21 protein-coding genes and 1 pseudogene are annotated in these 23,373 nt (G+C 62.6%); 11 read left to right on the top strand and 11 right to left on the bottom strand.

The annotated features are described in order from the left end of the window. The 4 genes and pseudogenes from AC07T0_RS14250 to AC07T0_RS14265 all read left to right on the top strand — a co-directional run. Positions 1 to 318 (top strand): transketolase-like TK C-terminal-containing protein (locus AC07T0_RS14250; protein WP_495001788.1); only part of this gene is annotated, 318 nt, incomplete at its 5' end. Next, positions 315 to 2,027: a glucose-6-phosphate isomerase gene (pgi, locus tag AC07T0_RS14255; protein ID WP_495001789.1), complete on the top strand. Its 1,713-nt coding sequence runs from the start codon at positions 315 to 317 to the stop codon at positions 2,025 to 2,027. The genes AC07T0_RS14250 and pgi, both read left to right, overlap by 4 nt. 91 nt (positions 2,028 to 2,118) lie before the next feature. Further along, positions 2,119 to 2,892 (top strand): annotated as a pseudogene (locus AC07T0_RS14260) (MCP four helix bundle domain-containing protein); the annotation flags it as partial. A gap of 126 nt (positions 2,893 to 3,018) precedes the next feature. Then, a complete protein-coding gene (locus AC07T0_RS14265) occupies positions 3,019 to 3,747 on the top strand; it encodes a methyl-accepting chemotaxis protein (RefSeq protein ID WP_495001934.1) in 729 nt (242 codons plus the stop codon). Between the two features lie 42 nt (positions 3,748 to 3,789). On the opposite strand, the gene scpA is transcribed toward AC07T0_RS14265, so the two are convergent. The 10 genes from scpA to AC07T0_RS14315 all read right to left on the bottom strand — a co-directional run bounded on the left by scpA (position 3,790) and on the right by AC07T0_RS14315 (position 13,784). Next, complete coding sequence (gene scpA, locus AC07T0_RS14270; protein ID WP_495001790.1) at positions 3,790 to 5,886, bottom strand: methylmalonyl-CoA mutase; 2,097 nt, start codon at positions 5,884 to 5,886, stop codon at positions 3,790 to 3,792. Then, positions 5,883 to 6,692 (bottom strand): Pnap_2097 family protein, encoded by an 810-nt coding sequence (locus AC07T0_RS14275; RefSeq protein ID WP_495001791.1) that lies wholly within the window; start codon positions 6,690 to 6,692, stop codon positions 5,883 to 5,885. Before AC07T0_RS14275 ends, scpA begins: the two co-directional genes overlap by 4 nt. A 144-nt stretch (positions 6,693 to 6,836) precedes the next feature. Next, positions 6,837 to 8,066 carry an MSMEG_0569 family flavin-dependent oxidoreductase gene (locus tag AC07T0_RS14280; RefSeq protein ID WP_495001792.1) on the bottom strand — a complete coding sequence of 410 codons (1,230 nt, stop codon included), beginning with the start codon at positions 8,064 to 8,066 and terminating at the stop codon, positions 6,837 to 6,839. Positions 8,067 to 8,098: 32 nt separating this feature from the next. After that, positions 8,099 to 8,425: an MSMEG_0570 family nitrogen starvation response protein gene (locus AC07T0_RS14285; RefSeq protein WP_495001793.1), complete on the bottom strand. Its 327-nt coding sequence runs from the start codon at positions 8,423 to 8,425 to the stop codon at positions 8,099 to 8,101. A 1-nt stretch (position 8,426) separates the two neighbouring features. After that, complete coding sequence (locus AC07T0_RS14290) at positions 8,427 to 9,455, bottom strand: sll0787 family AIR synthase-like protein (RefSeq protein ID WP_495001794.1); 1,029 nt, start codon at positions 9,453 to 9,455, stop codon at positions 8,427 to 8,429. Then, on the bottom strand, positions 9,448 to 10,008 hold the full coding sequence (locus AC07T0_RS14295; RefSeq protein WP_495001795.1) for an MSMEG_0567/Sll0786 family nitrogen starvation N-acetyltransferase: 561 nt from the start codon (positions 10,006 to 10,008) through the stop codon (positions 9,448 to 9,450). Before AC07T0_RS14295 ends, AC07T0_RS14290 begins: the two co-directional genes overlap by 8 nt. Before the next feature lie 14 nt (positions 10,009 to 10,022). Continuing rightward, positions 10,023 to 11,123, bottom strand: coding sequence for an MSMEG_0568 family radical SAM protein (locus AC07T0_RS14300; RefSeq protein WP_495001796.1), 1,101 nt, complete (start codon positions 11,121 to 11,123; stop codon positions 10,023 to 10,025). Then, positions 11,116 to 12,072, bottom strand: a complete 957-nt coding sequence (locus tag AC07T0_RS14305) for a Nit6803 family nitrilase (protein ID WP_495001797.1) — start codon at positions 12,070 to 12,072, stop codon at positions 11,116 to 11,118. Before AC07T0_RS14305 ends, AC07T0_RS14300 begins: the two co-directional genes overlap by 8 nt. A 112-nt stretch (positions 12,073 to 12,184) precedes the next feature. Then, positions 12,185 to 12,667: an MSMEG_0572/Sll0783 family nitrogen starvation response protein gene (locus AC07T0_RS14310; protein ID WP_495001798.1), complete on the bottom strand. Its 483-nt coding sequence runs from the start codon at positions 12,665 to 12,667 to the stop codon at positions 12,185 to 12,187. Between the two features lie 271 nt (positions 12,668 to 12,938). Next, the gene (locus tag AC07T0_RS14315) at positions 12,939 to 13,784 is read right to left on the bottom strand and encodes a helix-turn-helix domain-containing protein (protein ID WP_495001799.1); all 846 of its coding nucleotides are present in this window, start codon (positions 13,782 to 13,784) and stop codon (positions 12,939 to 12,941) included. Between the two features lie 169 nt (positions 13,785 to 13,953). Here AC07T0_RS14315 and AC07T0_RS14320 point away from each other — a divergent pair, with 169 nt between their 5' ends. From AC07T0_RS14320 to AC07T0_RS14335, 4 genes are all read left to right on the top strand, one after another. After that, positions 13,954 to 15,513 carry a sugar ABC transporter ATP-binding protein gene (locus AC07T0_RS14320; protein WP_495001800.1) on the top strand — a complete coding sequence of 520 codons (1,560 nt, stop codon included), beginning with the start codon at positions 13,954 to 13,956 and terminating at the stop codon, positions 15,511 to 15,513. A gap of 9 nt (positions 15,514 to 15,522) precedes the next feature. Further along, positions 15,523 to 16,602: an ABC transporter permease gene (locus AC07T0_RS14325; protein ID WP_495001801.1), complete on the top strand. Its 1,080-nt coding sequence runs from the start codon at positions 15,523 to 15,525 to the stop codon at positions 16,600 to 16,602. 51 nt (positions 16,603 to 16,653) lie between these two features. Next, positions 16,654 to 17,772, top strand: coding sequence for a substrate-binding domain-containing protein (locus AC07T0_RS14330; protein ID WP_495001802.1), 1,119 nt, complete (start codon positions 16,654 to 16,656; stop codon positions 17,770 to 17,772). 83 nt (positions 17,773 to 17,855) lie between these two features. After that, complete coding sequence (locus tag AC07T0_RS14335) at positions 17,856 to 18,749, top strand: polysaccharide deacetylase family protein (protein ID WP_495001803.1); 894 nt, start codon at positions 17,856 to 17,858, stop codon at positions 18,747 to 18,749. A 55-nt stretch (positions 18,750 to 18,804) separates the two neighbouring features. Here AC07T0_RS14335 and AC07T0_RS14340 read toward each other — a convergent pair whose 3' ends face one another. Then, positions 18,805 to 19,254 carry a cyclic nucleotide-binding domain-containing protein gene (locus AC07T0_RS14340; RefSeq protein WP_495001804.1) on the bottom strand — a complete coding sequence of 150 codons (450 nt, stop codon included), beginning with the start codon at positions 19,252 to 19,254 and terminating at the stop codon, positions 18,805 to 18,807. Between AC07T0_RS14340 and AC07T0_RS14345 the strand changes: the two genes are divergently transcribed. The 3 genes from AC07T0_RS14345 to AC07T0_RS14355 all read left to right on the top strand — a co-directional run bounded on the left by AC07T0_RS14345 (position 19,253) and on the right by AC07T0_RS14355 (position 23,338). Beyond that, on the top strand, positions 19,253 to 19,621 hold the full coding sequence (locus tag AC07T0_RS14345) for a hypothetical protein (RefSeq protein WP_495001805.1): 369 nt from the start codon (positions 19,253 to 19,255) through the stop codon (positions 19,619 to 19,621). The genes AC07T0_RS14340 and AC07T0_RS14345 overlap by 2 nt on opposite strands. A gap of 37 nt (positions 19,622 to 19,658) precedes the next feature. Further along, complete coding sequence (locus AC07T0_RS14350) at positions 19,659 to 21,551, top strand: sigma 54-interacting transcriptional regulator (protein ID WP_495001806.1); 1,893 nt, start codon at positions 19,659 to 19,661, stop codon at positions 21,549 to 21,551. Between the two features lie 134 nt (positions 21,552 to 21,685). After that, a complete protein-coding gene (locus AC07T0_RS14355; protein WP_495001807.1) occupies positions 21,686 to 23,338 on the top strand; it encodes a phytoene desaturase family protein in 1,653 nt (550 codons plus the stop codon). Positions 23,339 to 23,373 lie beyond the last annotated feature (35 nt).

The raw sequence follows: 23,373 nt of genomic DNA on the forward strand, positions 1-23,373 counted from the left end.
CAGGCGTACGACAAGCTGACCGAGCAGGGCCGCAAGGTCCGTGTGGTGTCGATGCCGTGCACGAGCATCTTCGATGCGCAGGATGCGAGCTACAAGCAGGCGGTATTGCCGCTGCAAGTGGGTGCGCGGATCGCCATCGAAGCCGCGCACGCGGACTACTGGTACAAGTACGTGGGCCTGGAAGGTCGTGTGATCGGTATGACCACCTACGGCGAGTCGGCGCCCGCGCCAGCCTTGTACGAACACTTCGGCATTACCCTGCACAACCTGCTTGCAACCGCGCAAGCCCTGCTGGCCAAGCCGCGGGTGGGGGAATGACCGTACAGGCGCCGCAGTCGGCGTCTGACGGACACTGCCCAGCCAAGCACTATCTGCAACCCCTCGATGCGACGGGCCTGGCTTCCTGGCAGGCGCTTGATACGCATCGGCTGGCCATGCAGCGCTTCAACATGCGCGAGGCGTTCCAGGCGGATGCCGGGCGTTTCAACGAGTTTTCCGTTTCCGCTTGTGGGCTGTTCCTGGATTACTCGAAGAACCTGATCACCCGGGAAACCCGAGAGTTGTTGATCCGCCTGGCTCGGGAAAGCGGAGTGGCGCAAGCGATCCAGGCGATGTTCGACGGTGAGCCGGTCAATGCCTCGGAACGCCGCCCGGCACTGCATACGGCCTTGCGCCGACCGGTGGGGGATCGGGTGATGGTCGACGGACATAACCTGATGCGCGATGTCCACGACACCCTGGGGAAAATGACCGATATTGTCGGCCGCATTCACAGCCAGTTATGGCGTGGCTACAGTGACAAGGCGATCACCGATGTGGTCAATATCGGCATCGGCGGCTCTTTCCTGGGGCCGGAGCTGGTGTCCGAGGCGCTCTTGCCCTACAGCCAGCAGTCCGGGGTACGTTGCCACTACCTGGCGAATATCGATGGCAGTGAGTTCCACGAACTGACCGCGCGGCTGAATGCTGAAACCACCTTGTTCATCGTTTCCAGCAAGTCCTTCGCGACCCTGGAAACCTTGAAGAATGCCCAGGCCGCGCGCGCCTGGTACCTGAGCAGCGGTGGCAATGAGCACAAGCTCTACCGGCACTTCATTGCCGTCACCAGCAACAACCAGGCGGCGCTCGATTTCGGCATCCGCGAGAAGAATATCTTCCCCATGTGGGACTGGGTCGGTGGCCGTTATTCGTTATGGTCGGCGATCGGTCTGCCGATCGCCCTGGCCATCGGCATGACCAACTTCAAGGAGTTGCTCTCCGGTGCCCATGCCATGGACGAGCACTTCCTCAACCAACCGTTCGAAAGCAATATGCCGCTGCTGCTGGCGATGCTGGGCATCTGGTATCGCAATTTCTGGGACGCCCAGGCCCATGCCTTCCTGCCCTACGACCATTACCTGCGCAACTTCGTCAAGCACCTGCAGCAGATGGACATGGAGTCCAGCGGCAAGAGCGTGCGCCAGGATGGCTCGCCGCTGTCCTGCGCCACCGGGCCGGTGATCTGGGGCGGTGTCGGTTGCAACGGTCAGCACGCCTATCACCAATTGCTGCACCAGGGCACGACGTTGATCCCGGCGGACTTTATCGTGCCGGTGGTCAGCCACAAGCCGGTCGCCGACCATCATCACTGGCTGTACGCCAACTGCCTGTCGCAGAGCCAGGCGCTGATGCGCGGCAAGAGTCTGAAGGAGGTCGAGGTCGAGTTGCGGGCCAAGGGGCTGTCGAAAGCCAATGTGCAGCGCCTGGCCCCGCACAAGGTGATCCCGGGCAACCGCCCCAGCAACACCCTGGTGATGGAGACCCTCGATCCGCGGCGTCTCGGCGCCTTGATCGCGTTGTATGAGCACAAGGTCTTTGTCCAGGGCGTGGTCTGGGGCATCAACTCTTTCGACCAGTGGGGCGTGGAGCTGGGCAAGGAACTGGGCACGAGCGTCTACACCAGTCTGACCGGGTTCGATGTGCCTCCCGCCGACGATGGCTCGACGCAGGGCCTGGTCGACTACTTCCGCCGCCGTCATCGCGGCTGAGCCAGACAGCCACCGCGGGCGAACAACAGGTTCAGCTTGTTCGCCCGCGGTGGCCGGCGCTCGTGCCCAATTTATTTGCCTGGAGTGATATATGCTTCTCAGAAAGCTGAATCTTGCGCCGCGTTCGGTTGTCTGCTTCGGGCTTTTTTGCCTGTTGATCGTTGGCATGGGCCTGTTTGCGTTGAGGCAGGCCTCGGCTTTGAATGACGCCGAAGATCTTGTCGAAGGCAGGGTCCTGCCGACAGTCCAGGTACTGGGAGAACTGGATAAAAGCGTTGTCCTGCTCCGTGCCGACAATGCCAGCCTGCGTAATCCGTTGGAAACTGAAGAGGTCAATGCCCATGGCCTGGAGGAGATTACCGCGCTGCGTGCCAGTACCGGGGAGAAGATGAAGCGCCTGTCCGGGCTGGTGGTAACGTCGAAAGAGCGGGCACTGTTCGATGCGTTGCAAAGCAGCATCCAGGCCTTCAATGTCATCGAAGACCAGTACCTGGCCTTTATGACGGCGAACGACCTGATCGGCGCCAATCGTTTTACCCAAACGGATGTGCGCCCCGGGGGTGAGCAGGTGTCCGCCGCTATCCAGGCCCTGATCGAGCAGGGGCAACTCAAGGCCAGGGATGCCGGCGAGGCGGCGAACGCCGTCTATCGGCAAACACGGGTCATGGTCAGTGCACTGATCCTGGTGTCATTGATTGCCACGGTGCTGTTGGCCTGGCTGTACACCCGTAGCGTCATGGCACCTCTCGAGCAGTCCCTCGAAATCGCCCGGCGTATTGCCCGCAACGATCTCAGCCAGCCCATTGTGATCAAGGGGGCGGACGAACTGGCGCAACTGCTGGCGGCGCTGGCGACCATGCAGGCCAACCTGCGCGAGACCATTACCCGGATTGGCGGCTCATCGACCCAGTTGGCCGCGACCGCCGAGCAGATGCATGCGGTGACGGAGGCCGCCGCCAGGGGTATGGTCCGCCAGGACAATGAAATCGCAATGGCGGCCACGGCGGTCACCGAGATGAGCGCCGCGGTCGACGAGGTGGCCAGCAACGCGGCGCAAGCCTCGGCGGCGGCGACCACCTCAAGCCTGACGGCTTCGAGTGGGCGCGCTCGCGTCGATGAGACCCTCGGTGCCATTGGCCAGATGGTGTCGAGCGTGCAATCCACTGCCACCGATGTGAAAAGTCTGTCGGTGATGGCCGTGGATATCAGCAAGGTGATGGATGTGATCCGCGCCATTGCCGAGCAGACCAATCTGCTGGCCCTGAACGCGGCGATCGAGGCTGCCCGCGCTGGCGAGGCCGGGCGCGGTTTTGCGGTGGTGGCGGACGAGGTGCGGGCACTGGCCCATCGGACCCAGGTGTCTACCGAGGAAATCGAGACGATGATCCGCGATATCCAGGCCGGGACCGGTAATGCCGTGGCGTCCATGGACCAGACCACCGTGCAGGCGCAAGCCACCTTGCGCCTGGCCGAGGCCGCGGGCCAGGCCTTGAGCGAGATCACCGAGTCGATCCAGCAGATCAACGAGCGCAACCTGCTGATCTCGACGGCGGCGGAGGAGCAGGCGCAGGTCGCCCGGGAGGTGGATCGAAGCCTGATCAGTATTCGCGACCTGTCGACGCAAACGGCGACCGGCTCACACCAGACGTCCATTGTCAGCGGCGAGCTTTCCCGGTTGGCCGTCGGTCTCCAGGGGCTGGTTGAGCGTTTCAGGCTGTAAAGCGCCATGCGTGGCTGCAGATGGGATGACGCCAGCGGTTTGTCATAACGGGATCTCTGGTGTCCTATCCTGAACAGGCTGTTCGAGCAGATGGAGCAACTGATCGAGGATCTCAAGCACATCCTGGTCGGGGCCGAAGCAGGCGGCGACACCCGATGAACAAAGCCGGTGAATGTCCGCCTCGGGAAGGATTCCGCCGACAACCACCGGGACCTTCAAGTCCAATCCCTTCAACAACGTCATCAGTTGTTGCAGCAGTTCGATATGAGCGCCGGCGAGGCTCGAAATGCCGATTAGATCGATGTTTCCCTGCGTTTGGCATGCAGCAATAAATTCGTCCGGGGTCAGGAACATGGGCAGTATCCGCACTTCGACCCCGGCGTCTGTCAGCGCGGCGGCAATCAGGCGCAGGCCGCGGTCGTGACCATCCTGGCCGAGCTTGCCCAAAATGGCCGTGGGGGGGCGACCATGTCGGCTACTGAACGCCTGCGCGCGCCGGCACAGCCTGTGCCATCGTGGCTCCGCGTGTATTTGTGCGCCATAGCAACCCGGCAGGAATTCGCTCGGCAGCTTGAAGCGCGGCCACACGCGTTCGAGTGCCTGGGTGCATTCGCCCACGGTTGCCCGAGCCCTGATCGCCGTGATGGTCGCGTGCAACAGATTGCCCTGGCCGGTTTGAGCGCAGGCGGTCAATGCATCCAGCGTTTGTTCAACCTGCAGGCTTTGACGGGTGAGTCGTAGCGTATCGAGGCGCTGAACCTGGCGGGTGCGCAGTGCGGCGCTGTCAATGGGGGAGGCGGTTTGCAAGGGTGTCGAAGTGCACAGGAGCGCGCGCCCCTTGACGCGCGGTTGGGCTCCACTGTCGAGTCGGGCTTGTGTGGCGATGGCTTGTGCTTGAATGAGGCGGCTGATCCAGCCTGACTCAATGCCTTTCAGCGCGCCCCCTTCGCAATCGATCCGGGCGACGAGCTGGCGTACCTGCGTCGCCATGTTTGCGGTCAGGGCTTCCATCATGTACGAGCCCGCCCAGGGATCGATGACATCGCATAACCCGGTTTCCTGCTGAAGAATGTGTTGTGTATCGCGGGCAAGCCGGGCCGAGCTTTCACTGGGCAAGGCCAGCGCTTCGTCCCAGGCGTTGGTGTGCAACGATTGGGTACCGCCGAACACCGCCGCCATTGCTTGAACAGTGGTGCGGGCAACGTTGTTCAGCGGGGTCTGGACGCTCAGTGACCAGCCCGAGGTTTGACAGTGCATTCTCAGCGCCTGGGCTTTTTCACCCTCGACCCCTAAATCCCTGACCATTTCGCACCACAGCAGCCGTGCGGCGCGCAGCTTGGCAATTTCGCTGAAAAAATCGCTGCCGACCCCGAAGAAGAAACTCATTCGTGTGCAAAAGGTTTCCAGGTCCAGACCGCGTTTCGCTACCGCTTGCGCGTAGGTGCGGGCGTTCACCAGGGTCAACGCCAGTTCTGTTATTGCATCGGCCCCGGCTTCCTGAAAGTGATAGCCGGAGACGGAGATCGGGTTGAACCTTGGCATCGTCTTACTGAGGTATTCGATGACATCGAGACTGATGCGCATCGACGGCTGAGGGCCGAAGATGTAAGTGTTGCGCACCATGAACTCCTTGAGAATGTCGTTCTGGATGGTGCCGTGCAGGTGTTCAGGCGCTACGCCGCTTTCCTCGGCCACCACAATGAATGCGGCCAATATCGGCAGGACGGCACCGTTCATGGTCATGGACACCGACACCTTGTCCAGCTCGATGCCCGCCAGCAACTCATGCATGTCTTCGACGCTGTCGATGGCAACCCCGGCTTTGCCTACGTCGGCGTGACACTGTGGGGCGGTGGAGTCGTAGCCGCGATGGGTGGGCAGGTCGAAAGCCAGCGACAGACCTTGGGCACCCTCCGCCAAGCTTTGGCGCAGGCGTTGATTGCACGCCTGGGCGCCGGCAAACCCGGTGTATTGGCGCAACGTCCAAGGCCTTTCGGTGTACATGCCGGGATAAGGGCCACGTATGAAAGGGGCCCGACCGGGGCGGCCGTCGAGGTGTTCCAGCCCCTCCAGGTCGCTGGCTTGGTAAACTGCTTTCAACTGTAGACCCTGAGGGCGCCAGAGAGGGGGGCGGGTCATGGTCTGCTGCAATCCGAAAGGTAGACTTTCTCGGTGAAGATGTCGGCCAGCTTGTAGTCATCGCCACGCCGATACAGCTCGCACCAGTGCAGGTTCCTGTTGCCCGGTTGGCTGGGATGCAGCTTGATCCGCAGGCTGTCGCCGATGTTCAGATTGCCATGAAAGTGCAGCTCCCTGCGCCGGATATGACCGGGGCGACGCAGTCCCGGAAGCGACCATTCCGCCCGTTCGACCATGGCTTGGAAATTGGCAAAATAAAGGAAGCCCGCGCCGTTGAAATCCACATCCGGGCACGGGCTGAAATCGAACACGTTTGGCTGTGCGCATTGTTCGCGATGGATACCATAGTGACTTTGCCACTCTCCGCTGCGCAGCCGTCGATTGTCCGCGTGCAGTTCTTCGAGCCGTGTCGACGGTGGGGCGATTCGGGCATTCGAGCCGGCGAGGCAGGCTTTTTTGACGCTGCGATTGTCTCCGGACGTGTGCCGGCTGACGAAGGTCGAGATCAACGCCAGTCGACCCACCGTGCGCTCGCCGAGCAGGATCTGATGTTCGCTGAAGTGTCGGGCAAGGCCGGCACGGCTCAGGCGGGTATGAATGTGAAAGTGGCGATTTTCCGTGATCTGCTCAAGGGCCATGTCCCAGCTGCGTACGGCGGTAAACGCCGCGTAGGCAATACGCCCACGGTCATCTCGAAAGTCTGGTAAAGGGCGATTATGCAGATTAGCCAATGCCAGCCAGTGTTGATGGCCGCATTCTTTCAGCAGCCAGTTTTCGCAGACCCCGCTAAAGGCCAGATTGGGCATGCTGGCCAGGTAGGTCTGTTCGCGCGAAACATGAAAGAGGGGATTGTCTGGCATGGCGGTCTCGGGTGATTGCCGACCGGGATATCGGTCGGCAATGCTCTGCTCAAGGTAGGATCCGGTGATGCACGGTGCTGGCCGCTTTGATCAGTCGTGCTGTCTCGCGGCCAGGTGCTCCACCAGGTACTGCGCGTCCCGGGCAATCCCCGAGAACCGGCCGGAGCCCCAGGTGTGCAGCCATGGCAGACCGAGGAAATACAGGCCGGGTCGAGCGGTGACGCCACGGCTGTGACCGGGATAGCTGCGGCCATTGAAAACCGCTACATCGACCCAGCTGAAATCCGGCTGGAAACCGATGCACCAGATGATGCTGGTGATGCCGCTGTCCGCCAGATCCAGTTCGCTTCTTTCGGCTTGCGGGGTCCAGAGCGGGGTATACGCTGTGCCGGCTGGGGCATCGATGGCGTTGTCGGCAATGTATTTGTCGATACTGCTGTTGATGCGGTTGTACACCGCGTCGGCGGCATCCAGGTTGGGCCCCAGGTCGCAGGCGAATTTCAGGATGCTGCCGTCCAGGCTGTCCAGTCGGCCAAACAGTTCCATGCCTTCGCTGGCGAAGCGCCGCAGGTCGATATCGCGCCCGCCGTCACGCCCGGTAACGTAATGGTTGGTGTTGTCGCGTACGCCTTCGCGCAGCGGATGGGTGTCGACGCCGATGTCGTAGTAGCCCATCTGTGCCAGCCAATCGACCACATCCTTGCCGCGATAGAAGCGAGCGCAACGCGGCGCATCGCCGACGGCCAGGAACACCTTGCGACCGGCCAGGTGCAGGTCCTCGGCGATCTGCGCCCCGGACTGCCCGGAGCCGACCACCAGCACGGCGCCTGCGGGCAGGGCCTGGGGGCTGCGGTACTGCTCGGAGTGAAGCTGGGTGATTTCGTCGGACAAACGTTCGGCCAGGCGTGGGATGATGGGCGTGTGATAGCCGCCGCTGGCAACGATCACCTGATCGGCCGTGAAGTCACCCTTTGATGTGTTGAGCAGGTAGCCACCCTCGGGGCGTGCGCTCATGCGCTGCACCGCAACCCCTTCCTTGACCGGGGCATTGACCTTGGCGATAAAACCGTCGAGGTAGTCGATGATCTGGGCTTTTTTCATGAAACCGTGAGGATCGTCACCCTCATAGGGATGGCCTGGCAGCGCGCATTGCCAGTTCGGCGTCACCAGGCAAAAGGCGTCCCAGCGCTGGTTGCGCCAGGTGTGCGTCAATGTGTGTTTTTCCAGCACCAGATGATCGATGTCCCGCTCCTGCAGGTAGTAACTGGCGGAAAGTCCGGCCTGGCCGCCGCCGACGACGATTGCTTTGTAGTGAGTCATGTTGAAGTCCTCTGGGGGATGAAGGGGGGCGGTCAGATATCGCCGAAGCCCGAGTAGTGAACCTTGCCGGCGCCCTGGTTGCTGATTTCCAGGACTTCCACCTGGGCGGCGGGATCGGCAAAGGCCCGGGCCCTCAAGCGCAAGCCGCCGAGGCTGTCCATCGCTGCACTGCAATAGAACCCCTTGACCTGCCTGACCCGTTCCGAAGCCGCGTTCAGACCGGTTTCCGCCCGTCGCAGAAACTCGGCCATGACGTAGGCGCGGCCGGCTTCGAGGTGCTCGTAGATGGTGGTCGAGGGTGAATAGGCGTTGCTTTCCTGGCCATCGGGCCAACGCAGGCGAATATTGACGGCGGGCATGTCAGGGTTCCTTTGATACGGCTGAAGGTTGGCGTTCGGGGTAACTGAATCCGGTGAAAGGCTGGGCGGCCAGGTTCCAGAACTCGCGCTGTTCGTTGCCCTGGCTGACCCGCAGTCGGGCGCTGTCATCGACCTCGCCGATACAGGCGCAGTGAATGCCTTCAAAGGCAAAGGCGGCCTCTACGGTGGCCAGGTCCTTGCGCTCCAGGGTGAGCAGGAAGCCGTAGCTGGGGAAGGCTTGCAGCCAGCGCTCCAGCGGCGCATCGGTCGGGATGGGCAGGGCGTCCAGGTCGATTTTCGCGCCACAGGTGTTGGGCTCCAGCAGCATCAGCAAGGTGCCGAGAATCCCGGCGTTGCTGATGTCCTTGGCGGCCAGCAGGAGCCCGGCTTCGGCCAGACGCGGGATGACTTCGAGTTTTTCCCGCAGGCGCTCGGCGGGCACATTCTCGAAGGCTTTCCAGTAGGGCGCATGACCGTGCCACTGGCCGTCGAGGTCCACGGCCATGGCAATGACCTGGCCCGGCGCGACATGCAGGGTCGACAACAAACTGCGGGCCCAGCCGCTGATCGCCACCGCCAGTGCTGCGGGGTTGCCCGCTGCCTGGCTGGTGTGACCGCCGGCGAGGATCAGGCCGTAGGCCTGGCAGGCGTCGTGGATGCCGGCCAGTACACTGTCGGCGGCCAGGCTGTCATGGTGCCAATAGGCGTTGACCACGGCGTTGGCGCGGCCGCCCATGGCGGTGATGTCGCTGACATTGGCCATGACCGCCGACCAGCCGGCGAACCACGGTGCCTGTTCGACAAAGGCCGGGATCATGCCCTCGATGGCGAGCAGCTGATACTGATCGCCGCAGCGAATCGCCGCCGTGTCGTCGCCCGGCAATGCATAGCGATCGTCATGGTTGATTGCGTGTGGCGGCAGTGCCCGCGCCGGGCGTTGAATCGCTTGCTTGGCGCGCATCGCCGGGGTGTCACACAGCCTGGCCAGCATGCTTTGCAACGGTGTTTCGAGGCGTTGTGGCTTAGTCATGCCGGCGTACCTTGCGTGTCAACAGCGCGACCTGTCGTGGCATGAACGGATAGCACTGCAGTTGTGCCTGCATCAGGCAGTGCGGCTGGCCGAGCAAGTCCATGGGGTGCAGGGTCTGCCAGTGCAGGCTGTGGAAGTAGCTCTCGTTGGCTTGCTGCACGGTGGCCAGGAAGGTCTGGCAGCCGAGGTCGATGGCCCGCGACACGGCCTCATTGACCAGCGCCTTGCCGATCATGCCGTGACGCCGGTAGGCCTGCTCGACACACAGGCGCCCGCCATACCAGACGCCGGGTGCGCTCTCATAGATGCGCACGGCACCGACCACCTGTTCAGGCATGCCGCAGTGATGGGCCACGGCAACGATGGGGATGGCCTGGAAATCCTTTTCGTCCTTGTCCTGGGCCAGCAGTTGCTGCTCGGTGCTGAACACCGCCCGGCGCAACGCATAATAGTCCTGGCGCTCCCAGGCTTCGGCGGCGGGCTTGACCAGCAGGTCGTCGGCGAGAAAATCACTGAAGGTACTGTCGATCAGGGCAAAGGCATGTTCGGCCATGGCGGGTACTCCGGTTACTCGTGGTGTTTCAGGGCCGAGCAGGCACCGCATTTGGCGCAGCCGGCGTTGATCTGGTCCGAGTGCAGGCCGTGCCTGCGCAGGCTGGCGCCGATGCGCGGATAGAGCCGTTGCATGAAGGCGCTGTCAGGCTTGGGGTGATGGGCCAGGGGCGTGCCGTCGATGGGCACGAATGGCACGACGAAGGGGTACACCCCGAGGCTGGCCAGGCGTTCGCTCATCTGCGCGATGGCATCTTCGCTGTCGCCCAGGCCGGCGAGAATGTAGGTGCTGACCTGGCCGCGGCCGAACACCTGGACGGCAGCCTCGAAGGCGCTGAAATAGCGCGCCAGCGGCACCTCGGCCTTGCCCGGCATGATGCGTTGGCGCACGGTGTCGCTGACCGCTTCCAGGTGCATGCCCAGCGAGACCACGCCGCTGTCCTTGAGGCGCTGGAACCAGGCGTCGTCGTCCGGCGGCTCGCACTGGGCCTGGATCGGCAGGTCGACGACGGCGGTCACGGCCGCCGCCGATTCGCAGAGGATCGCCGCGCCCCGATCGGAGGTTTGCGGGGTGCCGGTGGTCATGACCATATGCTTGACACCATCCAGTTCGACGGCGGCCTTGGCCACTTCAGCCAATTGCGCCGGACGCTTGCGGGCAATGGTCTTGCCCGCGGCGAGGGACTGGCCGATGGCGCAGAACTGGCAGGAAGTGGCGGCTTCGTTCATGCGGATGCAGTGCTGCAGGATCGTGGTCGCCAGCACGTCCTTGCTGTGCAGGGTGGCGATTTTCCAGTAGGGCGTGCCGTCTGCGGTGCTCAGGGCATAGAAGTTCGGCACCCCCGGCAATTGCACCTGGCCCACTTGCCGGCCTTCGCGAAAGATCAGCGCCTGGCTCCCGGCCGCATCGGGGATGGCGGAGTAGGGCGAGTCGAGGGAGGCACGGTTGAGCATCGGCACCATGGCGGTGTGTTCGCCCAGGCTCAGTGCCTTGTGGTCCGACGGCCCGGCGCCGCCTTTGCGCGACAGGCCGTCGGCGCCTTGCCAGCGCACGCCGTGGCATTGCAGTTCGGCCAGCAGGTCACTGCGGGCAGGGGGCGCGCTCAGGTTATTCATGGGCCTGTCCCTCGAAGCTTTCGCGGCGCTCATGCAGGTGCGCGGTAGGGCGCCGGTCAATCAGCAGGCTGAGCAATTCCGGGCGGCTGTAATGCCCCACCGAGTCCATCATCCGCTTGCGTTTATTGATCAGATTGAAATCGAGGTCGGCAATCACCGCGCCTTCGCCACTGCGCAGTGGCTCACCCAGCAGCTTGCCTTCCGGCGAGACGATGGCGCTGAAGCAGCCACCGGAAATCGGCTCCAGGGCGCAGCCGGTGTCGGCCATGATCTGCGCCTGTTGTCCGGCATCCAGCCAGGCCGTGGCATTGACCACGAAGCAGCCGGATTCCAGAGCATGGTGGCGGATGGTGACTTCAATCTGCTCGGCGAAGATCTGCCCGACCAGGGAGCCGGGGAACATCGCCGCGTGGATTTGCTCACCATCGGCCATCAGCGCATAGCGTGCCAGCGGGTTGTAATGCTCCCAGCAGGCCAGTGCGCCGATACGGCCGACGGCGCTGTCGGTGGCGCGCAGGCCCGAGCCATCGCCTTGGCCCCAGACCATGCGCTCATGGTAGGTCGGGGTGATTTTGCGGCGATGCTGAATCAGCGTGCCGTCGGCATCGAACAGCAGCTGGGCATTGTAGAGCGTGCCGCCGTCGCGTTCGTTGATGCCGATGCAGGCGACGATCCCGGCTTCCCGGCAGGCCTCGCCCAGCTGCCGGGTCACAGCGGACGGCACGCTAACGGATTGTTCCAGCAGTTGCAGATGTTCCTTGCCCATCGAGAAAGGCGGTTGGACAAAGGAGAAATAGGGGTAGTAAGGCACCACGGTTTCCGGGAACACGGCGAACTGAACGCCCTCGCGGCCCAGGTCCAGGAGCGTGTTGCAGAGCTTGGCCACCGTGGCTTCACGGGAGTACAGCACGGGGCTGAACTGGACGGCGGCGGCGCGGATAGTAGGCATGTCGGGGATTCCTGTCGGGGGATCGACGCTTGAATGGCGTTGGACGTTGCGATGGCGTTTGAGCTCGCCATCGCCGGCAAACCAGGCTCTTTTTACGAGTCCGGGTGCTGTCTTACGCGGTCCAGGTGTCGATGATCATGGCGCCCTCGCGCCGCATCAGCAGGCGCAGGTCCATCACGTCCAGCGGGTTGATCGGGCGGATGCCTTCGATCAGGGCTTTTTCGGTCTGGCCGTACAGGGCTTGCAGGGCGAAGCGGCAGGCGTAGACCTCACCGCCTTCGGCCATGAAGGCCTTGATCTGGTTGTTCACCGCCAAATGGCCGGGGAAGGCCTCGGCGCCGAGGGTAGGAAAGCCGCGTTGTACACCCAGTTGCACGCCGGGTCCGTAGAGCAGGATCTTGGTTTCGAAGCCTTTGCGCAGCAGGCGCTTGGCCTGCAGCAGGTTGACCAGACCGATGGAGCCTTCGAAGGCGATGGTGTGGAAGGTCATCAGGGCCTTGGCGCCCGGTTCGGCCTTGACGTCTTCGAAGACTTTCTCTTCGTAGTTGACGAGAAAGTCGCCGTCTTGGTAATGGGCAATTTCCACGTTTGGCATGTTGTCGTCTCCGTTAGGGTTGCTGTTCTCGATGGCCGGGAGTGGCGGATCGTTGCAAGGCCTAGAGCGAAGGACGTGCCAGTTTTTCAGGGTGGCTGAAGGTTGTTTTTATCTCTTTGAAAAATATGGGTATTTTATAATTTAAAGAGACTTTTCCGGCGATCTTGGGCAACTGATCGGCTACGTAATTACGTAGTAATACGATTTTTCGTAGCGGGTATGACGAGAGTTCGTATTGGGCCGGGCGTCGCGGCCTGACGCCCAGCCGTGCTCAGGTCTGTTGAATGATCGAGCCGTTGCTGAGGAAGTCGCGGACGTAGGCGCTCGGGGTTTTGCCGGTGAAGGTGGTAAACGCCAGGGTGAAGGCGGCGCCGCTGTTGAAACCGACTTCCAGCGCGGTCTGGGTCACCGACATCTGCTTGCGGGTGAGCAATTCGATCGCCCGGGCCATGCGCAACTCCTGCAGGAAGCGGCGCCAGCTCATGCCCAACTCCTCCTGGAAATGTCGGCGCAGGGTTCGGGTCGAGGTGCCGGCGGCATCGGCGGCCAATTCAATGGTCGCGGTATCCAGCCGCGTGCGGGTATAGGCGACGGCACGCTTGATGATCGGCGACTCGCCATAGGGCACCCACATCATTCTCGAGCATTCGAACCAGTCCTTGCAGAGCAGGCCGAGGGTGTTCAGGTAGCCGTTGGCCACGGCATCGTCGGCATTGCGCGTGCGCCCCCAGCGCAAGGCATAGCCGAACATTTCCCGGGCCAGGCTGCTGATCGACGCAGCCCAGCAACCCTCGTGTTGCCAGACGGTATGTTGCGCACTCAGGTGGATGACCACCAGCACGGCATCCGCACTGGTGCAGATCCGGTAGGCCCGATCATGGGGAATGAACACCATATGCGCTGGCAATACCAGCCACTGGCCATGGGGGCCTTCGAGTTTTACCCGGCCACGCTCCACGCACAGAATCTTGTTTTTGCAGTCGCCCCGGGAACCGACCGTCAGTTGTCCCGGCTCGATGCGTTCCACGCATTCGGGAATGACAGCCTCGCAGCGGAACGGGTTGTGTCGGTCATCCTCCGGTTCGATCCAGGCCGATAACTCTGCCGCATCGCCCATCTCATCACTCCCGCCGATTCGTCGCTGTGGGCCGAACTGTGTTTTACCGCTGGCCGATATTCGATGATTGATTGGCCGATTTCAGTCGGTGGCAATTTTTCTGAAGCGGATAATAGCCGAAAACAAAAATAACAGGCCGATAAAACGAAAATCGGCCACGGAGGATGATATGCCCGTTGATCTACATCCTGGAAGTCTCACGCATGATGCGACCCGTCCGGCCATTCTCACGGTTGAAGGGGTCGGGAAAAAATTCAACGGCGTGCCGGCCCTGATGGCCGTGAGTTTTGCTATCGCCCCCGGCGAAATCGTCGCCCTGCTGGGGGAAAACGGTGCCGGAAAATCGACCCTGATCAAGATCCTCGCCGGCGTCCACCTGCCTTCCAGCGGCCGCTTGCTGTTTCGTGGCGAGCCCTTCGATCCCGCGGCCAACCGCAAGCGTATTGCCTTCGTGCACCAGGACCTGGGGCTGGTTGACTGGATGAGCGTGGCGGAGAACATCGCACTCTCGACCTTCTATCCGAGGCAGTCCGGACTTATCCATTGGTCGTCGGTCACCCGCCGGGCCCGTGAGGCGCTGGCGCTGGTGGGGGGCGAGATCGATCCGGAGCGACGGGTCGCTGAATTGAGCCGGGCGGAAAAGTCCCTGGTGGCCATTGCCCGTGGGCTTTCCAGTAACGCCGATGTGCTGGTCCTGGACGAGCCGAGTGCCAGTCTTCCCGAGAATGAGGTGTTGCGGCTCCATGAAGTCCTGAAGGGGCTGCGAGCCCGCGGTGTGGCGATGATTTATGTGTCGCACCGGCTCGACGAAGTCTTTGCCCTGTCGGATCGCATCGTCGTATTGCGCGATGGTCGTAAGGTGGCGGAGCAATTGACCCGGCAAACCCGTCCGGACGAACTGATCCGGCACATCATCGGACGCGAACCCGATGCGGTCTTTATCCGTCCGCAACTGCTCAGCGCCGCACCGACCGTCCTGACCGTCAGGGGATTGGTGACGGAGGAGGCCGGGCCGTTGAGCTTCGACGTTCGCCGTGGCGAGATCCTTGGCCTGGTTGGCTTGCGCGGGGCCGGGCACGACAGCTTGGGCAAGGCACTGTTCGGGGCGGCTCCGATCCTCTGCGGCGAAGTCTTGCTCAATGGCGCCCGGGTGGACCTTTCGACACCCGCCGCCGCCATCGCCAGCGGGGTCTGCCTGGTGGCCGGCGACCGCTACGGGGAATCGATCGCCCCGGGCCTGAGTATCCGGGAAAACCTCTTTCTCAATCCGTTGGCCAGCGGTCGCGGCGGGCTTGCATTGCGCCCGGCAGCCAGTGAAACCCGTGAAGCCCTCGACCTGGGGCGACGCGTGGCCTTGGCGCCGAATGATCCGGCGGCACCGATTGAAAGCCTGTCCGGCGGCAACCAGCAGAAGGTGGTCATCGCCCGCTGGCTGCGCATTGGCGCCCATGTACTGATGCTCGAGGATCCCACCGCCGGTGTCGACATCGGCGCCAAGGTGGAGATCTACCGCCTGCTCGGGGAGGCGGTCAGGACCGGCATGGCGGTGCTGCTGATCTCCTCGGACTTCGAAGAAACCGCACAGATCTGTCACCGCGCCCTGATCTTTCGCGAGGGCCGGATTGCCCGTGAGTTATCGGTTGCTCAACTGAGCGTCGATGCGCTGCTGCGCTGCGCGTCCCTGGATGCCGTCGATCCTGCTCCCACAACAATAATCCAACCCGAGTGAGGTTCCACCATGCAATCGCTTAAATCCAATGCGCTTGAACCGACCCGGCGGGAGCTGGCCGAGCTCTCGGGCGGCGCGCGCCTGTTGCGCCGGCTACCGGTGTTCGGCCTGCCGATCCTGACCGTGCTGTTGATCGTGTTGTTCTCGGTCCTGCTGCCGGACACCTTTCCGACACTGCTCAACCTGCGCTCGATCGTCGGTGACAAGGCGATTATCGCCATCCTCGCGCTGGCGGCGATGATCCCGATGTCCAGCGGGCGCATCGACCTCACGGTGGGCTACGGCATTGTGCTGTGGCACATCCTGGCGATCAGCCTGCAGACGGTCTATGGGCTCGACTGGATCACGGCCGTCGTCATCGTCCTGCTCCTGGGAGCGCTGCTGGGTCTGTTGAACGGCTTGCTCGTGGAAATTGCCCAGATCGACTCGTTCATCGCCACGCTGGGCACCGGCACCGTCCTGTACGCCATTGCCATGTGGCATACCCAGGGCCGGCAAGTCATTGGCAGCTTGCCGGATTCGTTCACGGCACTGTTCACCCGTCACCTCTGGGGCATGCCGATTGTCGCGGTGTATGTCCTGGTCATCAGCCTGCTGCTGTGGCTCGCGGCCGACTACCTGCCGGTCGGCCGCTACCTGTATGCGATTGGCGCCAACCCCCGGGCGGCCACGCTGAATGGCATTCCCACCCGCCGTTATGTGATCGGCGCGTTCGTCGCGTCCGGCGTATTGACGGCGTTCGCCGGGGTGATCCTGGCCGCCAAGCTGCGCATCGGCCAGGCCAGTGTCGGGCTCGACTTCCTGTTGCCGGCGTTGGTCGGCGCGTTCCTCGGTTCGACCACCCTCAAGCCGGGACGGGTGAATGTCTGGGGCACCGTGGTCGGGGTGGTGATCCTGGCCGTGGGTATCTCCGGTATCCAGCAACTGGGTGGCGAGTTCTATGTCGAGCCGCTGTTCAACGGCATGACGCTGCTGGTGGCCATCGGCATTGCCGGCTACGCCCAGCGCCGGCGTGGCGTAGCGCGTAAACGCCCAGCTGTTCCGGCGCAGACACCGGCCAATCCGGAGGGTAAGCCGGCCCATACCTGACACCCTTTTTTCAGCGATGCACCTCCTCCAAAAACAACAAAAGGGGACACCATGAAAATGCTCAACCTGAAGCGGCTACACCTCTGCGTGGCAATGGCGGCATGGCTGCCACTGTCGTCACCGGCCCATGCCGACGATGCCTTCCTTGACGCCGCACGGGCTTATACCCTTGAGGTCACCAAGCCTGGCCAACCTTGGACCGGTCCCACTACCGGCGTGCCCGCGCAACCGCGCAAGAGCATTGTGTTCGTCTCCGCGGACCAGCGTGACAGTGGCCCGCGGGGCGTCGGCCAGGCGGTGCAGGAAGCTGCAAAATCCATCGGTTGGAGCTTCCGCTCGCTGGATGGGCAAGGCTCCATTTCGGGGCGCTCGGCGGCCTTGAACCAGGCCATCGCCCTCAAGCCGGACGGTATCGTGCTGGGCAGCGTGGATGGCAATGAGCAGGCGCAGTTGATCAAGGATGCCAGTGCGCGGGGCATCCGCGTGGTGGGCTGGCACTCGTTGTCCAGGCCCGGTCCGGCGCCCGCGACGGGTCTGTTTACCAATCTGGCCACTGATCCGCTCGAAGTCGCTAAGGCGGCGGTGATGTATGTCGTCGCGCAGTCCTATGGTAAGGCCGGGGTGGTGATTTTCACCGACTCCACCTACGAAATTGCGATCAGCAAATCCAACGCGATGGCTGACCTGGTCAAGCAGTGTTCGGGTTGCCAGCTACTGAAAGTCGAGGACGCGCCCCTGGCCGATTCCGCGACGCGCATGCCACAACTGACCACCACGCTGTTGCAGCGTTTCGGGGCGAAATGGACCTACGCCTTGTCGATCAATGACCTGACGTTCGATTTCATGGCCCCGGCGCTGCAGCAGGCGGGTTATGCCCCGGATGGGCCGCTGCTCGGGATTTCCGCCGGGAACGGCAGCGAAACCGCTTTCCAGCGCATTCGGACCGGGCAATACCAGAGCGCCACGGTCGCCGAGCCGGTGTCCCAGCAGGGTTGGCAGGCAGTCGACGAGTTGAACCGGGCGTTTGCCGGGCAGGCACCGAGCGGCTTCAGTGCGCCGGTGCACCTGGTAGTGGCCGGCAATATCACCGCGGATGGCGGGCCCCGCAACCTGTATGACCCGGACAACCACTACCGGGATGTCTATCGCGGCATCTGGGCCCGCCAGTAGCGCGTGTCCGTTCTTGCAAGCCAGGGCCAGGCCAGTGCGGACCTGGCTTTCGATCCCCGCATCACCCTGAAAGAGGCAAGAAAATGACCAAGGCGTTCTGGCCGGAAGGTGTCCGGCTCGTGATATCGGTTTCCATGCAGTTCGAAGCGGGCGGCGAAGCCCCCTTTGGTGCGATGGGGCCGTTCAGCAACATGTTCGGGATGAAGGACGGCTATCCGGACTTCCCCACCCAGTCCTGGTACAAGTACGGTTACCGGGAAGGGATTCAGCGGATGCTCGACCTCTGGGACAAGTACGGCATCAAGGTCACCTCGCACATGGTCGGCAGCGCGGTCGACCGTTCCCCGGAGGTGGCCAGGGAAATCGTCCAGCGCGGCCACGAAGCGGCAGCTCACGGGCGTGACTGGATTCCACAGTACGACCTGTCGCTGGAGGACGAGCGCCAGTTCATTGCCGACAACATCGACAGCATCGTCAAGGCTACCGGCGTGCGCCCGGTCGGTTACAACGGCGCCGCCATGCGCGGTACCCCCAATACCCTCAACCTGCTGCAGGACCTGGGCTTCGAGTATCACATCGATGATGTCAGTCGCGACGAGCCGTTCCTGATTCCGGTGCGGGGCAAGGATTTTGTCGTGGTGCCTTATACGATGAACCTGAACGACATCATCCAGTTCGAGGGCTACCAGTACAGCGTCGACGCGTTCGAGCGGCAGTTGCACGATGAGTTCGAGCAGCTCTACGAAGAAGCCGGCAGTCGTCGGCGGATGATGTCGATCAGTACCCATGATCGCATCGCCGGTCGACCGGCGCGGGTTCGCTCCCTGGGACGATTCCTCGAGTATGCCCTCAAGCAACCGGGGGTGGTGTTCATGCGTAAAGATGAAATCGCCCGCTTTGCGGCGGCGAGCCCGGACACCGTGCGCGACATCAACGAATACGATGTATGGGCCAGGAAACTCGGGCTGGGTGCCTGAGTTTGCAAGGGGCTGCCGTCGCGCGGCCCCTTCGTTCCGTGGCATCGATCACGTCCTAGTGAAGCAAGGGGGCCAGCGCTTGGACATTGCCCTGGAATATCGAGCCGTAGTAGGCGCGACCGCTATCAAGGTGAGGCCCGAACGCAAAGCCTTTGTCCAGCATGGTATGCATCTCGGCCTCGGTAATGCGCATCACGTAACTGTGTTCGGTGGTGATCAATGCGCAGTTCGCCCCCTGGGCTTCGCGGATATTGAACCACTGGCCGGGATCGGCGTGCCCGCTGGGAAACGAACGGCCGTGGTAGTCCAGCCGCCATCCGCCGTCGAGCAGGATCCAGTAGTCCGTGGCCGAGGTGCCGCTCCGATCACCCTTGGCGACGACCGCGCCGTCCTCGGTTGCCCATTCCTGCGAATGATCGATCACCCACTGCAATTGCTCGGTCGACAGCGCTGTGAAAAACGGCGTGTGCCGCAGCAGATGCAAATAGGTAATGGAGGGTTGCATGGTCATCTCCTGTGTGGCATCGGGGCTTCGCGTCGTAGCGCATGCCATGAGCGTCATCGCGGCGAGCAGTCCAAGGCTTGCAATCTGCAGGCAGCGGCGTAGCACCGGCGTGTCTGTGTTTGAGCAGGGCGTCATTGCTGTTTGGCTGGCGGCGGAGTGGGCATGTGTCGTTTCCAGAGGCGGGTTGGCGAGCGGACGTCATGATGGGCGGTACTTTTGCAAAGATAATCAGAGTAAAACGGACAACATCATTCCATTTTTCTCAACTATCAGGCGGCGGTTTGCTTTGGCTCGATTCTGCTATCTGATGCGGCTTTTTCAGATCAATCTGATCCTATCGAGATATTACGAACTTCCGTATAAATAGGCGCTTCGACAGCAGGCGGTTACGGAATTTCGTAGGCATGAGCGACACTGACTTCCTCAATGGCTGGGCCGACCTGGCCTATTCCTCCCGCCATATGGTGTTCGAGCATTGCGCCGAAGCCATCGCCTTGCTCAACCCCTATGGCGACCGTTTCGGCGACTTGAACATCGCCACCTGCCAGTTGCTCGGCTACCCCCGTCAGGAGTTGCTGGAGTTGCCGGTCAGCAAGCTGTTCGGTCATCAGTTGGCGGACCTGATCGTCTTTACCCAGGCGGTGATGGACAAGGGCCGCGGTTGGACCGACGGGCTCAGTTGCAACTGCAAGAGCGGTGAGCGCATCGAGCTCGAAATATCCGCCACGCTTCTCCAGGTCAAGGGCCAACCGCAGCTGATCCTGGTGCTGCGCGAGCAAAGCCGGCAGCGCTACCAGCGCGACCAGGCCGAAACCGAACGGACCATGCGTGGCGGCCTTCTCGAGTGGCGCAATATCATGAACCTGTTCCAGGAAACCGAACGCGACAAGCAGTTGCTGCTCAGTTCGGTGGGGGATGGTATCTACAGCATCGACAGCGAAGGGCTGGCCACTTTCGTCAATCCAGCCGGCGCGCGCATGCTGGGCTGGGCCCCCGAGGAGTTGATCGGCAAGAACATCCATCGTATCCACCACCATACCCACGCCGACGGCAGTCACTACCCGGTCGAAGAGTGCCCGATCTACAAGGCGGTGCATGACGGATTGGTCCACGAGGGGCGCCAGGAGGTGTTCTGGCGGCGCGATGGCAGTTCCTTTGCCGTCGAGTTCACCAGCACGCCGGTGATCAGCGACAGCCGGATTGTCGGGGCGGTGGTGGTGTTTCGCGATATCACCGAGCGGCGTACCACCGAGCTGCAACTGCAAAACGCGCTGGCCGAATTGCAGGCCCTGAAGCAGCGTCTCGAGGAGCAGAACGCCTACTTGCAGGAAGAGATTCATATCGAGCACAACTACCGCGATATCGTCGGTCAGAGTGAGCCGATCCTGAAGATCGTCCGGCAGATCGATGTGGTCGGCCCCACCGATGCCAACGTGCTGATCCATGGTGAGTCCGGCACCGGCAAGGAGCTGATCGCCCGGGCCATTCACCAGGTCAGCAAGCGCCGTGACCAGCCGCTGATCCGAGTCAATTGCGCGGCGATTCCGGCTGAGCTGTTCGAGAGCGAGTTTTTTGGCCATCTGCGTGGCGCCTTCACCGGCGCGGTACGCGACCGGGTTGGGCGCTTCGAGCTGGCCGATGGCGGCACCCTGTTTCTCGACGAGATTGGCGAGATTCCCCTGGAACTGCAGAGCAAGCTGTTGCGCGTGCTGCAGGAGGGGCAATTCGAACGGGTAGGGGAGGAGCGTACCCGCAGCGTGGATGTGCGGATCGTTGCCGCCACCAATCGCGATTTACGGGCTGAAGTGCAAGCCAAGCGTTTTCGCGAAGACCTGTTTTTCCGCCTGAATGTGTTTCCCGTCCATTCGCCGAGCTTGCGCGAGCGGCGCTCCGATATTCCCTTGCTGGCCTCGCACTTTCTCCAGCTGATCGGCGCACGCTTGAACATGCCCGGGCACCGTTTGAACAAGGGCGACATGGCCCGCCTGCAGGCCTACGACTGGCCGGGCAATATCCGCGAACTGCAGAACGTGATCGAGCGCGCGTTGATCACGGCGACCGGTGCGGAGCTGAATATCGACCTGCCCAATGCCGTGGTGCCCGGCCAGGCGCCGCTGGTCGAGCGCCATTCGCGGATCATGACCGAGCAAGAGCTGCGGACGCTGGAGCGCGACAACTTGTGCGCGGCAATGGCGGCCTGCGGCGGCAAGTTGTTCGGCAAGGATGGCGCCGCCGAGTTGCTGGGGATCAAGCCGACGACCCTGGCTTCGCGCTTGAAAAAACTCGGCATGGCCTAGCGGGTCCTGCTTGCTCGACCTGGAGACGTTGTATTCCCCGCTCTCGGTAGGAAGTGAATTTCATGCCCAGCCTCTAATCCCGCCTGGGGATTGGCGCTAGTGTCACAGCGAAATTGCGCCCACAGGAGTAGAAAATGCCGCCGATCGATCGTCGAGACTTCCTCAAGGCCGCAATGGCCATTCCGGCGGCGTTTGCCGGTCTTGCGGATACCTCCCTGGTTAACGCCAGCGATACCCCGCCGGCAGTGGTCAAGCGAACACCACTACCCTCCGGGCAGTTCGACTATGTGATTGCCGGCGCCGGTCATAACGGCCTGGTCTGCGCCGCTTATCTGGCCAAGGCGGGTTACCGGGTACTGGTGCTCGAAGGCGATTCGGTGATTGGCGGCGGCTGCAAGACCACCGAGCCGCTGCTGCCCGGCTTCAAGGAAGACCTGTGTTCCAGCGCCCACGGCGCCATTCTCGGCAACCCGCTGATACGCGACCATGAGCTGGACCTGGCGCAGTACGGTTACGAACTCCTGTATCCAGAGGTCGTGCTGCACTATCCCTTCCTCGATGGCGCCTCCTTTACGGTGTTTCGCAATGATGTCGAGCGTACGGCCGCGACCATCGAGCCAGTGTCGAAAAAAGATGCCCAGACTTTCCGGCGCGCGGCGGCGGCCCGTGCGGGACTGGCGGCCATGACCGTGGAGGTGGCGGCCGCTTCTCGTGACGGCCTCTACCTGCGTCGGCTCGGGGAGATGAGCGGGTTCACTGCCGCCCAGGCCGTCTGGGAAAGCCCGCAGATGCGCGCGGCAGCCCTTTCCGGCGGTCGCTTTTTCGGGCCGCAGGGCAGTGATTACGGCACGGGCAGGCAGGCGTTTTCAATGCTCGATCACCTCAAGGGACGGCCCATTCCCAAAGGTGGCTCGGGGATGTTGAGCGTGGCGCTTGGCCGGTTGATCGAAGCCCACGACGGGGTCGTTCTCACCGGCAAGTCGATTGTCCGACTGCTGATCGACAAGGGCGCGTGCAAAGGTGTCGAGTGCGCCGACGGCAGCCAATACAGGGCTGACAAGGGCGTGGTGTCGAGCATCCATGTCAAGCACCTGGTCGATATGGCGCCGCGTGAACTGTTTGGCGATGCCGTGCTGGATGGCGTCAACCTCATGCAGCCGGAACTGGCCATGTTCCAGTTCCATTTTGCATTTACCCAGGAGCCTGAATATGCGCTGGCCTCGGGAGGCAGCATTGCCAGTTGCGAAGCTTCACTGATGGAGGACCCCGCGAGCATCTTCACGCTGACCCCGGACGATGCCCGTGGCGAACTGAACCTGGCGGACTATCCGCTGCAGGTCTGCCATCCCTCGGTGTTCGATCGCACGCGGGTACCGGCCGGCCAGGGGCTGCTGAAAATCGAAGGGTGCATGCCCTACCACCTCAAGGGCGGGCCGCAACACTGGGACGAGATCAAGGAGCAGGTCGCCGATGCGGTCCTGACGCGCTACCTGCGTTACACGAGCAACCTGAGCAAAGACAAACTACTCGCCAAATTCCTGCTCAGTCCCCTGGATATCGAGCGGATGAACCCTTCCATGTGGCGCGGCAGCGCGCACCATTTCGACAATCGCGGTGGCAACTTCGCGCCCTGTCGCATGGGCATTCCCGGTCTCTATCAGACCGGCGCCTGCACGGCACCGGGTGGATCCATCAGCGGCTTGCCGGGGCGTAATACGGCACAAGCGGTGCTGCAGGACCAGGGGCGCAGTCTGAAAGAAGTCGTGGCTGCGCAAGTGGCGTCTTGAGCCGCGGCAAATGAGCAGCTTTTTGAATATGACGC

Source organism: Pseudomonas sp. GW821-FHT04D07, from assembly GCF_059420225.1.

Bases quoted from the DNA above. Each gene is read 5' to 3' on its own strand.
- AC07T0_RS14305 (WP_495001797.1), bottom strand. From the start codon at position 12,072: ATGCCTACTATCCGCGCCGCCGCCGTCCAGTTCAGCCCCGTGCTGTAC.
- AC07T0_RS14340 (WP_495001804.1), bottom strand. From the start codon at position 19,254: ATGCAACCCTCCATTACCTATTTGCATCTGCTGCGGCACACGCCGTTT.
- pgi (WP_495001789.1), top strand. From the start codon at position 315: ATGACCGTACAGGCGCCGCAGTCGGCGTCTGACGGACACTGCCCAGCC.
- AC07T0_RS14275 (WP_495001791.1), bottom strand. From the start codon at position 6,692: ATGCCCAATCTGGCCTTTAGCGGGGTCTGCGAAAACTGGCTGCTGAAA.
- AC07T0_RS14265 (WP_495001934.1), top strand. From the start codon at position 3,019: ATGGCGGCCACGGCGGTCACCGAGATGAGCGCCGCGGTCGACGAGGTG.
- AC07T0_RS14315 (WP_495001799.1), bottom strand. From the start codon at position 13,784: ATGGGCGATGCGGCAGAGTTATCGGCCTGGATCGAACCGGAGGATGAC.
- AC07T0_RS14345 (WP_495001805.1), top strand. From the start codon at position 19,253: ATGGTCATCTCCTGTGTGGCATCGGGGCTTCGCGTCGTAGCGCATGCC.
- AC07T0_RS14295 (WP_495001795.1), bottom strand. From the start codon at position 10,008: ATGGCCGAACATGCCTTTGCCCTGATCGACAGTACCTTCAGTGATTTT.
- AC07T0_RS14335 (WP_495001803.1), top strand. From the start codon at position 17,856: ATGACCAAGGCGTTCTGGCCGGAAGGTGTCCGGCTCGTGATATCGGTT.
- AC07T0_RS14330 (WP_495001802.1), top strand. From the start codon at position 16,654: ATGAAAATGCTCAACCTGAAGCGGCTACACCTCTGCGTGGCAATGGCG.
- AC07T0_RS14300 (WP_495001796.1), bottom strand. From the start codon at position 11,123: ATGAATAACCTGAGCGCGCCCCCTGCCCGCAGTGACCTGCTGGCCGAA.
- AC07T0_RS14285 (WP_495001793.1), bottom strand. From the start codon at position 8,425: ATGCCCGCCGTCAATATTCGCCTGCGTTGGCCCGATGGCCAGGAAAGC.
- AC07T0_RS14290 (WP_495001794.1), bottom strand. From the start codon at position 9,455: ATGACTAAGCCACAACGCCTCGAAACACCGTTGCAAAGCATGCTGGCC.
- AC07T0_RS14325 (WP_495001801.1), top strand. From the start codon at position 15,523: ATGCAATCGCTTAAATCCAATGCGCTTGAACCGACCCGGCGGGAGCTG.
- AC07T0_RS14280 (WP_495001792.1), bottom strand. From the start codon at position 8,066: ATGACTCACTACAAAGCAATCGTCGTCGGCGGCGGCCAGGCCGGACTT.
- AC07T0_RS14320 (WP_495001800.1), top strand. From the start codon at position 13,954: ATGCCCGTTGATCTACATCCTGGAAGTCTCACGCATGATGCGACCCGT.
- scpA (WP_495001790.1), bottom strand. From the start codon at position 5,886: ATGACCCGCCCCCCTCTCTGGCGCCCTCAGGGTCTACAGTTGAAAGCA.
- AC07T0_RS14310 (WP_495001798.1), bottom strand. From the start codon at position 12,667: ATGCCAAACGTGGAAATTGCCCATTACCAAGACGGCGACTTTCTCGTC.
- AC07T0_RS14350 (WP_495001806.1), top strand. From the start codon at position 19,659: ATGAGCGACACTGACTTCCTCAATGGCTGGGCCGACCTGGCCTATTCC.
- AC07T0_RS14355 (WP_495001807.1), top strand. From the start codon at position 21,686: ATGCCGCCGATCGATCGTCGAGACTTCCTCAAGGCCGCAATGGCCATT.